Origin of the sequence: Streptomyces sp. NPDC088794 (assembly GCF_044750545.1) — a bacterium.
Classification (GTDB): Bacteria; Actinomycetota; Actinomycetes; order Streptomycetales; family Streptomycetaceae; genus Streptomyces.
In genome coordinates, this window is sequence record NZ_JBIVKB010000004.1 from 526,228 (window position 1) to 539,160 (window position 12,933).

Genomic DNA, 12,933 nt, shown 5'->3' on the forward strand with positions numbered 1-12,933 from the left:
CCGTATGTCCGTGTCCCCCTGGTCCACGTGATTCCTTTCCCCTTGCATCTATCTGCCGTCGGACAGCTTCCCACTTGACCCTGACGTCGCGGGAGGGTGCAAGGTCGGGCGGACCGGTGGATGGACCGGACCCTGAGACCGACTCCACCCGGCGGTGGACAGCCCCTAGGGGTCTCTCCCCAATACGGCTCGGTGACGGTTCGTACCCGTGGAGGAGGAGAGGGGGCCGGTCGCGTCCTTAACCTGGCTTTACGCCGTCGGGGGGCGGTTGACCGAACCGGCGGGGGTGGGGTTTTCCCCCGTACAAGAGGGTGCTGGGCACCAGCGCGCCGGACCCCTCTCCGACGACAGACTCTTCGACATACCGCTTCGAACCGCTCGTTCGCAGGCTGCCGGACACAGTGGCAGCCCGATATAGGAGACAAACCATGACTTCGGCCGTAACCATTCCCAGGCACGGGGGCACTGGAGGGCGTACGGCCGTTGCCGCCAGGGCTCGCCAGGTCGTCAAGGCGTACGGGTCCGGGGAGACCCGGGTCGTCGCCCTCGACCACGTCGACGTGGACATCGCGCGGGGCCAGTTCACCGCGATCATGGGGCCCTCGGGCTCCGGCAAGTCCACGCTGATGCACTGCCTCGCCGGGCTCGACAACGTCACCGGCGGACAGATCTACCTCGACGAGACCGAGATCACCGGGCTGAAGGACAAGAAGCTCACGCGGCTGCGCCGGGACCGGATCGGGTTCATCTTCCAGGCCTTCAACCTGCTGCCGACGCTGAACGCGATCGAGAACATCACGCTCCCGATGGACATCGCGGGCCGCAAGCCCGACAAGCAGTGGCTGGCGCAGGTGGTCGACACCGTGGGTCTGAGCGACCGGCTCAGGCACCGGCCCTCGCAGCTCTCCGGCGGTCAGCAGCAGCGCGTCGCCGTGGCCCGCGCCCTGGCCGCCCGGCCCGAGATCATCTTCGGCGACGAGCCGACCGGAAACCTCGACTCCCGTGCCGGAGCGGAGGTGTTGGGCTTCCTGCGGCGCTCCGTCGACGAGCTCGGCCAGACCATCGTCATCGTCACCCACGACCCGGTCGCCGCCTCCTACGCGGACCGCGTGCTGTACCTCGCCGACGGCCGGATCGTCGACGAGATGTACAAGCCGACCGCCGAGGCCGTCCTGGACCGCATGAAGGACTTCGACGCCCGGGGGCGTACGTCATGACCGTGCTCAAGACCTCGATGCGCAACTTCTTCGCGCACAAGGGCCGGATGGCCCTCTCGGCGGTCGCCGTGCTGCTGTCGGTCGCGTTCGTGTGCGGGACGCTGGTGTTCACCGACACGATGAACACGACCTTCGACAAGCTGTTCGCGGCCACCTCCTCCGATGTCACCGTCAGCGCCAAGGGCGCCTCGGACAGCGGGGAGACGACCTCCGGCAACGGCAAGCCGCCGGTGATGCCGACCTCCGTGCTCGCCAAGGTGAAGGCGGCCGACGGCGTGAAGTCGGCGGAGGGGACCGTCTTCTCCACCTCCGTCACCGTCGTCGACGACAAGAAGGACAACCTCTCGCCCTCCAGCGGCGCCCCGACCATCGTCGGCAGCTGGAACAGCAACGACGCCCGCACCATGAAGATCACCGAGGGCTCGGCGCCGAAGGGCTCCGGCCAGGTCATGGTCGACGCCGACACCGCCGACAAGCACCACCTCAAGCTCGGTGACGAGATCGGCGTGATCAGCGCGGTCGGCAACTTCGACGCCAGGATCTCCGGCATCGCCGACTTCCAGATCACCAACCCCGGCGCGGCGATCTTCTACCTCGACACGAAGACCGCGCAGTCGACGCTGGTCGGCGAGTCGAACGTGTACACCAACGTCAACGTCACGGCCGCGTCCGGTGTCACCGACGCGCAGCTCAAGCAGAACGTGGCCGCCGAACTCGGCGGCGCCTACAAGGTGCAGACCGCCAAGGAGACCGCCGACGCCAACCAGAAGGACGTCGAGTCCTTCATGAACGTCATGAAGTACGCGATGCTCGGCTTCGCCGGGATCGCCTTCCTCGTCGGCATCTTCCTGATCATCAACACCTTCTCGATGCTGGTCGCCCAGCGCACCCGTGAGATCGGCCTGATGCGGGCCGTCGGCTCCAGCCGCGGGCAGGTCAACCGGTCCGTGCTGGTGGAGGCGCTGCTGCTCGGTGTCTTCGGTTCGATCCTCGGCGTCGGCGCGGGCGTCGGCATCGCGGTCGGCCTGATGAAGCTCATGAGCAAGCTCGGGATCCAGCTCTCGACCAGCGATCTGACCGTCGCCTGGACGACTCCGACGATCGGTCTCCTGCTGGGTGTCGTCGTCACCGTCTTCGCCGCGTACCTGCCCGCCCGCCGGGCCGGCAAGGTCTCCCCGATGGCCGCGCTGCGCGACGCCGGCGCTCCGGCCGACGCCAAGGCCGGCTGGATCCGGGCCGTGCTGGGTCTGCTGCTGACCGGCGGAGGCGGCTACAGCCTCTACGTGGCCGCGTCCGCGCACAAGGCGAGCGAGGGTTCGCTCTGGCTGGGCCTCGGCGTGGTGCTCACCCTGATCGGCTTCGTCGTCATCGGCCCGCTGCTGGTCGGCGGCATGGTGCGGGTGCTGGGCGCGGTCCTGCTGCGGATCTTCGGCCCGGTCGGGCGGATGGCCGAGCGCAACGCACTGCGCAACCCGCGCCGTACGGGGGCCACGGGCGCCGCCCTGATGATCGGGCTCGCGCTGGTCGCCTGCCTGTCGGTGGTCGGCTCGTCCATGGTGGCCTCCGCCTCGGACCAGCTCGACAAGACCGTCGGCACGGACTTCATCATCCAGAGCGACAGCGGGCAGCTGATCACCCCGCAGGCCGTGAAGGCGGTCAAGGACACGCCGGGTCTTGCCCGGGTCAGCGAGTACAAGGAGGCCGAGGCCGACTACACGACCCCGGACGGCAAGACGCTCAAGAACACCGACGTCACGGCGGCCTCGCCGACGTACGCGGAGGACCTGCGTGTCAAGACGGTCGCGGGCAAGCTGAAGGACGCCTATCTGCCGGACTCGATGTCCGTGCACGAGAAGTTCGCCAAGGCGCACGGCATCCACCTCGGCTCGAAGATCAAGATGGCCTTCAAGGACGGCGCCACCGCCAGCATGACGGTGCGGGCCATCACCAGCAACGACGGTCTGATCGACGCGGGCTCCAAGTACATGTCGATCGCCACGCTCGCCAAGTACGTGCCGGCCGACAAGATGCCGCTCGACAGCCTGGTCTTCGCCACCGCCAAGGACGGACAGCAGGACGCCGCGTACACGTCGCTGAAGTCGGCGATGCACGACTACCCGCAGTACAAGGTGCGCGACCAGACCGACTACAAGCAGGCGCTGAAGGACCAGATCGGCCAGCTCCTGAACATGATCTACGGCCTGCTGGCCCTCGCGATCATCGTCGCGATCCTCGGTGTCGTGAACACCCTGGCCCTCTCGGTGGTCGAGCGGACCCGCGAGATCGGCCTGATGCGGGCCATCGGCCTCTCGCGCCGCCAGCTGCGCCGCATGATCCGCCTGGAGTCGGTCGTCATCGCCCTCTTCGGTGCCCTGCTCGGCCTCGGTCTGGGCATGGGCTGGGGCGCCACCGCCCAGAAACTCCTCGCCCTGGAGGGCCTCAAGGTCCTCGACATCCCCTGGCCGACGATCATCGCGGTCTTCGCCGGCTCGGCCTTCGTGGGCCTGATCGCCGCCCTGATCCCGGCGTTCCGAGCAGGCCGGATGAACGTCCTGAACGCGATCGCCACGGAGTAGGGGACAGGGGTCCCGGAAACCACGGGGCCACAGGGACACGGGGGAAAAGCCACCGCATACGGGGGTTGCGGGGGAGGGCCCGGCGCCGAAGAGTCTTGGGGGACTCGACGGCGCCGGGCCGCTGTCATGCCCGTGATCCGGAACCCTTGCGAGAAACCCCGGCCCCCTTGCGCGGAGCACGCCGTATTCACTCCGCCGAGTGACACCGCCCCCGGCGACGTACCCTGGAGAACCCCCGGCCCGCTGTGCGTGTCGGGCCCTTCGTGTTGCCCACCCCCCTCGGACCACCCCCGGACGGAAGCACTCCTTCATGAGCCTGCACGGTCTGCTCGATGCTGTTGTCAAGGACACCGCTCTCGCGGAAGCGATCGCGGCGGCCGCCGGCGGCAACCGCATGCACGTCGACCTGGTCGGTCCGCCCGCGGCCCGGCCGCTGGCCGTCGCCGCCCTGGCCCGGGAGACAGGCCGCCCGGTGCTGGCGGTGACCGCGACGGGGCGTGAGGCGGAGGATCTCGCGGCCGCCCTGCGGTCGCTGCTGCCGGCCGACGGGGTGGTGGAGTACCCGTCCTGGGAGACGCTCCCGCACGAGCGGCTCAGCCCGCGCAGCGACACCGTGGGCCGCCGCCTCGCCGTCCTGCGCCGGCTGACCCACCCCCGGCCCGACGACCCCGAGACGGGCCCGGTGTCGGTCGTCGTCGCGCCGGTACGGTCCGTGCTGCAACCGCAGGTCAAGGGGCTGGGGGAGCTGGAGCCGGTCGCCCTGCGGACGGGCCAGACCGCCGATCTGAACGCGATCGTCGACGCGCTCGGCGCCGCCGCCTACGCGCGCGTGGAGCTGGTCGAGAAGCGCGGCGAGTTCGCCGTACGCGGTGGAATCCTGGACGTCTTCCCGCCCACCGAGGAACACCCCCTGCGCATCGAGTTCTGGGGCGACGACGTCGAGGAGATCCGCTACTTCAAGGTCGCCGACCAGCGCTCCCTCGAAGTCGCCGCGCACGGACTGTGGGCCCCGCCCTGCCGTGAACTCCTGTTGACGGAAGACGTCCGCACGCGTGCGCGTGCCCTCGCCGAACAGCACCCCGAGCTGGGCGAACTGCTCGGCAAGATCGCCGAGGGCATCGCCGTGGAGGGCATGGAGTCCCTCGCCCCGGTCCTCGTCGACGACATGGAGCTGCTGCTCGACGTGCTGCCCAAGGGCGCCATGGCCGTCGTATGCGACCCGGAGCGGGTACGCACGCGTGCCGCCGATCTCGTCGCGACCTCGCAGGAGTTCCTCCAGGCCTCCTGGGCGGCCACCGCCGGTGGCGGCGAGGCCCCGATCGACGTCGGCGCGGCCTCCCTGTGGTCCATCGCGGACGTCCGGGACCGGGCGCGCGAGCTGGACATCATGTGGTGGTCCGTCTCCCCCTTCGCCGCCGACGAAGAGCTCGACGCGGACACCCTCAAGCTCGGCATGCACGCGCCCGAGACCTACCGCGGCGACACCGCCAAGGCGCTCGCCGACACCAAGGGCTGGCTCGCCGACGGCTGGCGCACGGTCTACGTCACCGAGGCGCACGGCCCCGCCGCCCGCACGGTCGAGGTGCTCGGCGGCGAGGGCATCGCGGCCCGCCTCGACAGCACCGGGCTCACGGACCTGGAGCCGTCCGTCGTGCACGTGGCGTGCGGCTCGATCGACTACGGCTTCGTCGACCCGGCGCTGAGACTCGCCGTGCTCACCGAGACCGACCTGTCCGGCCAGAAGGCGGCCGGCAAGGACGGCACCCGGATGCCGGCCCGCCGCCGCAAGACGATCGACCCGCTCAGCCTGGAGGCCGGCGACTACATCGTCCACGAGCAGCACGGCGTCGGCCGCTACATCGAGATGGTCCAGCGGACCGTCCAGGGCGCCACCCGCGAGTACCTGGTGGTGGAGTACGCGCCCGCCAAGCGCGGCCAGCCCGGCGACCGCCTCTACATCCCCACCGACCAGCTGGAACAGATCACCAAGTATGTCGGCGGCGAGGCCCCCACCCTGCACCGCCTCGGCGGCGCCGACTGGACCAAGACCAAGGCGCGCGCCAAGAAGGCCGTCAAGGAGATCGCGGCCGACCTGATCAAGCTCTACAGCGCCCGCATGGCCGCCCCCGGACACACCTTCGGCCCGGACACGCCCTGGCAGCGCGAGCTGGAGGACGCCTTCCCGTACGTGGAGACCCCCGACCAGCTGACCACCATCGCCGAGGTCAAGGACGACATGGAGAAGTCGGTCCCGATGGACCGCCTGATCTGCGGCGACGTCGGCTACGGCAAGACCGAGATCGCGGTCCGCGCCGCCTTCAAGGCCGTCCAGGACGGCAAGCAGGTCGCCGTCCTCGTCCCCACCACCCTGCTGGTGCAGCAGCACTTCGGGACCTTCTCCGAGCGCTACTCCCAATTCCCGGTCAACGTACGGGCGTTGTCCCGCTTCCAGACGGACACCGAGGCGAAGGCGACCCTGGAGGGCCTGCGCGAGGGCTCGGTGGACGTCGTCATCGGCACCCACCGGCTGTTCTCCTCCGAGACCAAGTTCAAGGACCTGGGCCTGGTCATCGTCGACGAGGAACAGCGCTTCGGCGTCGAGCACAAGGAGCAGCTGAAGAAGCTGCGCGCCAACGTCGACGTACTGACGATGTCCGCCACCCCCATCCCCAGGACCCTGGAGATGGCGGTGACCGGCATCCGCGAGATGTCCACGATCACCACCCCGCCCGAGGAGCGCCACCCGGTCCTCACCTTCGTCGGCCCCTACGAGGAGAAGCAGATCGGCGCGGCCGTCCGCCGTGAACTCCTGCGCGAGGGCCAGGTCTTCTACATCCACAACCGCGTCGAGTCCATCGACCGCGCCGCCGCCCGGCTGCGCGAGATCATCCCCGAGGCGCGGATCGCCACCGCCCACGGCCAGATGTCGGAGACGGCCCTCGAACAGGTCGTCGTCGACTTCTGGGAGAAGCGGTACGACGTCCTCGTCTCGACCACGATCGTCGAGTCCGGCATCGACATCTCCAACGCCAACACCCTCATCGTGGAGCGCGGCGACAACTTCGGTCTCTCCCAACTCCACCAGCTGCGCGGCCGGGTGGGCCGCGGCCGCGAGCGCGGGTACGCCTACTTCCTGTACCCGCCGGAGAAGCCGCTGACCGAGACCGCGCACGAGCGGCTCGCCACCATCGCCCAGCACACCGAGATGGGCGCGGGCATGTACGTGGCCATGAAGGACCTCGAAATCCGGGGCGCGGGCAACCTGTTGGGCGGCGAGCAGTCCGGGCACATCGCGGGCGTCGGCTTCGACCTGTACGTCCGCATGGTCGGCGAGGCGGTCGCGGACTACCGCGCCTCCCTGGAGGGCGGGGTCGAGGAGGAGCCGTTCCTGGAGGTCAAGATCGAGCTCCCGGTCGACGCGCACGTCCCGCACGACTACGCCCCCGGCGAGCGCCTGCGCCTCCAGGCCTACCGCTCCATCGCCTCCGCCACCACGGAGGAGGACGTCAAGTCCGTACGCGAAGAACTCACCGACCGCTACGGCAAGTTGCCCGAGCCCGTGGAGAACCTGCTCCTGGTGGCCGGCCTGCGCATGCTCGCCCGCGCGTGCGGCGTCGGCGAGATCGTCCTTCAGGGCACCAACATCCGCTTCGCACCGGTGGAGTTGCGCGAGTCCCAGGAACTGCGCCTCAAGCGCCTGTACCCCGGGACCGTCATCAAGCCGACGGCCCACCAGGTGCTGGTGCCGCGGCCGAAGACGGCGAAGATCGGCGGAAAGCCGTTGGTCGGGCGGGAGTTGCTCGGCTGGGTGGGCGAGTTCCTGACGTCGATCCTGGGGTCGTAGGCCGGTCGCCGGAGGCGTACCGGAAGCCGTCGGCGTAACAAGCGGAGGCCGCCCGCGGGGACGAATGTCCCGCGGGCGGCCTCCGGTCGGCTCTGCGACTCCTCCGTGGGCTTGCCGGCCTACGGCTGGTCGGGCCTGTCGCGGTCCATGCCGAGGGCGCCCTCGATCTTCTGCTGCCCTTGGTCGACCTGGCTCGCGTACTTGTTGCCGGTCTTCTCGTTGACCTTCTTCTCCGCCATGTCGGACATGTCCTTGGCCTTGTCCTGCGCCTGGCGGTTGCTCCTGAACCTGTCGAGGATGCCCATCCAGAGCTCCTTCCGGAGGTGACTCACCGTCGACGATACGTCCGAAATGTGCGAAGCGCACACTGTGGACACAAATGGTCTGGACCTCCCGAACGACCCTGTGCGCCCGCTCGCTACGGTGTGCACCAACAAGTAGTGGGAAGACGCCTGTTGCGGGGTCGGGACGCTCCTTGCGGAGCGAGGTCGAAGGGGAGGGGCGCACTGTGAGGCGTCTGAGGGGCGGGACCGCGGCTGTCGCCGTGCTGGTGATCGGTATGGGCGGCCTGGCCGGGTGCAAGGACATGACGACCGGAGCCCCGGGACCGGAACAGTCCGCGGGAAGCGACGCGGGCAGTGACGGAGGCGGCGGGGGTGGCGGCGGGGCCGCGCTCACGGCCGCGAAGGCGCTGACCGTCAAGGGGCGTGCGCCCAAGACCGGTTACGACCGGGACAGGTTCGGCAGCGCCTGGGCGGACACGGACTCCAACAGCTGCGACACCCGCGACGACATCCTCAAGCGGGACCTGGCGGACGTGAAGTTCAGCGACGGCGACTGCAAGGTGTCGTACGGCGTCCTGGAGAAGGACCCCTACTCCGGCAAGCACGTCGTCTACCAGCGCGGCCGCAGCCTGGTCGACATCGACCACGTCGTCCCCCTCTCCGACGCCTGGCAGAAGGGCGCCAAGTACTGGGACAGCCGCAAGCGCATAGCCCTCGCCAACGACCCGCTGAACCTCATAGCGGTCGACTCCTCCACCAACCGCTCCAAGGGCGACGGCGACGCGGCCACCTGGCTGCCGCCCAACAAGTCCTACCGCTGCACGTACGTCGCCGCGCAGGTCGCCGTGAAGAAGAAGTACGAGCTGTGGGTGACGGCCGCTGAGAAGTCCGCGATGGAGAAGGTGCTCAGCACCTGCTCGGGGCAGAAGCTGCCGTCCGGGGGCAACCCGACGGAGGCGCCCGCGCGGTTCACCTCGGGTTGAGAGGCCGGCTCCGGGCGCGGCGAGGGGCGCTTCCGGGCGGGCCCGCTCGGGCTGCGCGGCGTACAAATGGGTTTCCGGGGACGGGCTCCGCGCCTACGGTGACCGTATGGAGCTGAAGGTGTCCAGCCTCGCCGAGCGCCCCGACCTGGTCCGGAAGGTCTACGCGATGGCCGACAGCTGGCCGGAGTTCGTCCGCCACGACGGCGTGGGCGACGCCTGCTACGGGCGCCTCGCCGTCGACTTCGCGGAGTACACCCTCGCCGCCGAGGACGAACGCGGCGAGGTCGTCGCCTACGCCTACAGCGTCCCCTTCGCCCTGCGCACCGAGGACCGCGGCGGCACCGAGGGGCCCGGCGAACTGCCCGCCCGCGGCTGGGACCAGGTCCTCCTGTGGGCCTTCTCCGACCTGCGCCACGGCGTGCGCCCCGACACGGTCAGCGCGATCGCGATCGTCGTCGCCCCGAGCGTCCAGGGCCGCGGGCTGTCCGCCCGGATGCTCTCCGCGCTGCGCGACACCGCCCGCGCGCACGGCTTCACCGAGGTCGTCGCCCCGGTCCGCCCCAGCGCCAAACACCTCGAACCGCACACCCCCATCGAGGAGTACGCCCGTCGCGTACGGTCCGACGGGCTGCCCCACGACCCCTGGCTGCGCGTCCACGCCCGGGCCGGCGCCACGATCGAGCGCGTGGCCCCGGCCTCGATGACCGTCTCCGGTTCCCTGGAGCAGTGGCGCGAGTGGACCGGGCTGCCCTTCGACACCCGGGGCGACGTGGAGGTGCCGGGCGCGCTGGTGCCGGTGCACTGCGAGCCGGAGCGCGGGTACGCGGCGTACGTCGAGCCCAACGTGTGGATGCGGCACGGATTGTGACGGATCGTCAGGTGGTCTGGGTGCCCAGCGCGTCCAGGTCCAGGATCTCTCCCGTGGGCTTGGTCACGGTGAGCGGCTTGTCGTAGTCGCCGAAGGTGAGCGTGCCGGTGTCCTTGCCGGTGCTGACCATCCGGAGCAGATACGGCTTGCCCTCGGCGGCGACGTACAGCGTGTACCGGTCCTTGCCGTCCTTCAGTTTCAGTACGACCGCCTTCGCGCCGTCGACCTCGGCCGTGCCGGCGCGGGTCGCGCTGGAGGCGGCGGTGGCGGTGGCGTCCGGCGAGGCGCTGCCGCCCGAACCGGCGTCCTCGGCGCCTTCGAGCACCGTGTCCAGGTCGCAGAAGCCCGCGATGTCCTCGGAGTCCGCGCCCGTGGCGGAGGTCTTGGCCCACTTCCCGCCCAGCATCGAGACCATCTCGTCGACGGTCTCCTTGGACTCGCCCTTGCTCTGCTCGCGCAGGAATGCCTCGTCGTACTTCATGTAGATGGTGTCGCCGGTCTTGATCAGCTCCATGCCGCCCGAAGCGCCCATGCCGAAGGTGCCCGTGCACTCGTTCTTCGTGCTGAGTGCCATGTCGACGTGGATCCTGCCGCCGGCGTCCTCGTCCTCGACGTCGCCCTTCAGGTGCACCGACGAGGCGCCGGTGGTGGCCTTCATCGAGCGGTCGGCGATCTCCAGAGCACTGAGACCGGCGAAGGGGTCGGCGGGCTTGGTGGTCTTGCCGGCCTTGGGGGCCGAGCTGCTCTTGCTGTCCACCGTGTCCTTGCCGGACTGGCAGGCGGTGAGTGCCGCGGTGGCCGCGGTGGCGAGGACGAGAGCGGTGAGTGCTTTGCGAGACATGCGGATTCCCCCCGGAGTTACGGTTCGCTGCGTCAATGAGACCAAAGCTTGTGAACCGAGTCAACACGATTCACGTCTTCGGATGAGTACACGTCCGTGAACCGATGGATGCAGCATTCGTCGCTATGCTCGGGATCACACGCGAACGCGGGGTGCGGACGCGCAGGTGAAGCCACGAGGGGGAGCCGCCCGGTGCAGGACAACGCGACTGAGGTGACCGCCGCCGGGATCGCCCGGCTCGCCGGCGTCGGCCGTGCCGCCGTCAGCAACTGGCGCCGCCGCCACGCCGACTTCCCCAAACCGGTCGGCGGCTCGGAGACCAGTCCGTCCTTCGCGCTCGCCGAGGTCGAGGCATGGCTGCGCAAGCAGGGCAAACTCGCCGAGGTCCCGCTGCGGGAGCGCGTCTGGCAGCAGCTCGCCGGCCACCCGGAGGGCCCCCTCACCGCCCTCACCCACGCCGGTTGCGCCCTGCTGCTCCTCCACGACCGCCCCACGGTGTGGCTGGAGGCGAGCGCGGGCTCCGACGAGCGGCTCGCGGCGATGCTGCCGGGGGCGCTGGAGGGGGTGCTGGTGCCGAGGTTCGAGGCGGGGAGTGTGAAGGGCGCTTCGGCGAAGGGGGTGTCCATGAAGGATGCCGTGCACACCCCCACCGGCCCTGAACTCCTCCCCTCCGCCCCCCTCTTGCGCGGTGTCGCCGAGCTGGCCGCGGAGACGGGGGCCCGGGACACCTTCGAGTTCCTGCTCGGCCGGCACCTCGACGCCAACCCGCGCCAGTACACGCTCACCCCCGGCGAACTCGCCGCCCTCATGGTCGAGTTGGCCGGCCCCGCCCGCACCCTCCTCGACCCCGCCTGCGGCACCGGCGCCCTGCTGCGCGCCGTCGGCACCGGCCCCGCCCAGGAGCTGTACGCCCAGGACAGCGCACCCGAGCTCGCCGCGCTCACGGCGCTGCGGCTCGCGTTGCAGGCGCGCGTCACCGTGCGCGCCGCCGCCGGTGACACCCTGCGCGCCGACGCCTACCCCGAACTGCGCGCCGACGCGGTCCTGTGCCACCCGCCGTTCAACGAGCGCAACTGGGGCCACGACGAACTCGCCTACGACGCCCGCTGGGAGTACGGCTTCCCGGCCCGCAACGAGTCCGAGCTGGCCTGGGTGCAGCACGCGGTGGCCCGGCTCGCCGACGGCGGCACCGCCGTCCTGCTGATGCCGCCGGCCACCGCCTCCCGCCGCTCGGGCCGCCGCATCCGCGCCGACCTGCTGCGGCGCGGCGCGCTGCGTGCCGTGATCGCCCTGCCGATCGGCGCGGCACCCCCGTACAACATCCCGCTCCACCTGTGGGTGCTGCGGCGGCCCGGGAAGGCGCCCGTGCAGCCGGAGGTGTTGCTCGTCGACACCGGGCAGTACGCCGGCGAGGGGCGCGGCGGGCCCGACTGGCGGGAGGTGCGCGACGCCGTCCTGGACGCCTGGCGGGCCTTCGACCTGGCCGGCACCCTCCAGGAACGTCCGGGTGTGGCCCGCGCGCTGCCGGTCATCGAACTCCTCGACGACGACGTCGACCTGGCCCCGGCCCGCCACCTCCCGCCCCCGACCGCGGCGGACGGCGCCGACGCGCTCACCGCCGTACGCGAACGCCTCGGCGAGACCCTCCGGTTGACCGCCGACCTCACCCCGCCGCCCGCCGAGGCGGCGCGGCTCGCGCGCTGGCCGCTGACCACCGTCGGTGAACTCGCGCGCGGGGGAGCCGTGGTGATGCGCAGCGGCGGAAACGGTGGCCACGCGCGCGTGCCCGTGCTCACCGACCACGACGTCCTCGCCGGCACGGCGCCCTCCGGGACGCTGCCCGAGAGCGACGAGGAGGCGGTGCTGACGGAGCCGGGCGACGTGGTGCTGCCGGTGCTCGGCGGGGGCTCGGTGGCGCGCGTGGTCGACGACGTGACGCGGGGCGCCGCCCTGGGGCGCAACCTCGTGCTACTGCGCCCCGATCCCGCGGCGCTCGACCCGTGGTTCCTCGCGGGCTTCCTGCGCGGCACCGCCAACAACCGCCAGGCCAGCAGCTACGCGTCCACGGCCACGCGGCTGGACGTGCGCCGGCTCCAGCTGCCCCGGCTCCCGCTGGACGAACAGCGGCGCTACGGCGCGCGGTTCCGCGCCCTCGACGACTTCGACCGGGCGCTCAGGAACGCGGGCCGGCTGGGGGAGCAGCTCGTGCGCGGGATGTACGACGGGTTGACGGACGGGACGGTGGCACCGGACTGAGCCGCCGGGCCGGGACGCCGGGCGGGGTGCCGGACCGAAGCGCCGGGCCGGGACGTGGTCGTAT

8 protein-coding genes are annotated in these 12,933 nt (G+C 70.8%); 6 read left to right on the plus strand and 2 right to left on the minus strand.

Annotated elements, in window-relative coordinates; all coding sequences use genetic code 11:
* The first annotated feature begins 428 nt into the window (after positions 1-428).
* The 3 genes from ACIP6U_RS14935 to mfd all read left to right on the plus strand — a co-directional run bounded on the left by ACIP6U_RS14935 (position 429) and on the right by mfd (position 7,637).
* Positions 429-1,217: an ABC transporter ATP-binding protein gene (locus tag ACIP6U_RS14935; RefSeq protein ID WP_401716673.1), complete on the plus strand. Its 789-nt coding sequence runs from the start codon at positions 429-431 to the stop codon at positions 1,215-1,217.
* Entirely contained in the window at positions 1,214-3,793 is a 2,580-nt protein-coding gene (locus ACIP6U_RS14940) for an ABC transporter permease (RefSeq protein ID WP_401716676.1), read from the plus strand. The genes ACIP6U_RS14935 and ACIP6U_RS14940 overlap by 4 nt, the downstream gene beginning before the upstream one ends.
* Positions 3,794-4,103: 310 nt before the next feature.
* On the plus strand, positions 4,104-7,637 hold the full coding sequence (mfd, locus tag ACIP6U_RS14945) for a transcription-repair coupling factor (RefSeq protein WP_401716679.1): 3,534 nt from the start codon (positions 4,104-4,106) through the stop codon (positions 7,635-7,637).
* Between the two features lie 119 nt (positions 7,638-7,756).
* Here mfd and ACIP6U_RS14950 read toward each other — a convergent pair whose 3' ends face one another.
* Positions 7,757-7,942, minus strand: coding sequence for an antitoxin (locus ACIP6U_RS14950; RefSeq protein WP_401716682.1), 186 nt, complete (start codon positions 7,940-7,942; stop codon positions 7,757-7,759).
* Positions 7,943-8,196: 254 nt separating this feature from the next.
* Between ACIP6U_RS14950 and ACIP6U_RS14955 the strand changes: the two genes are divergently transcribed.
* Positions 8,197-8,904, plus strand: coding sequence for an HNH endonuclease family protein (locus tag ACIP6U_RS14955; RefSeq protein ID WP_401717011.1), 708 nt, complete (start codon positions 8,197-8,199; stop codon positions 8,902-8,904).
* A 106-nt stretch (positions 8,905-9,010) separates the two neighbouring features.
* Positions 9,011-9,772 (plus strand): GNAT family N-acetyltransferase, encoded by a 762-nt coding sequence (locus ACIP6U_RS14960; protein WP_401716685.1) that lies wholly within the window; start codon positions 9,011-9,013, stop codon positions 9,770-9,772.
* Between the two features lie 7 nt (positions 9,773-9,779).
* On the opposite strand, the gene ACIP6U_RS14965 is transcribed toward ACIP6U_RS14960, so the two are convergent.
* Positions 9,780-10,613 carry a hypothetical protein gene (locus tag ACIP6U_RS14965; protein WP_401716688.1) on the minus strand — a complete coding sequence of 278 codons (834 nt, stop codon included), beginning with the start codon at positions 10,611-10,613 and terminating at the stop codon, positions 9,780-9,782.
* A 192-nt stretch (positions 10,614-10,805) separates the two neighbouring features.
* Between ACIP6U_RS14965 and ACIP6U_RS14970 the strand changes: the two genes are divergently transcribed.
* Positions 10,806-12,869, plus strand: a complete 2,064-nt coding sequence (locus ACIP6U_RS14970; protein WP_401716691.1) for an N-6 DNA methylase — start codon at positions 10,806-10,808, stop codon at positions 12,867-12,869.
* Positions 12,870-12,933: the final 64 nt, after the last annotated feature.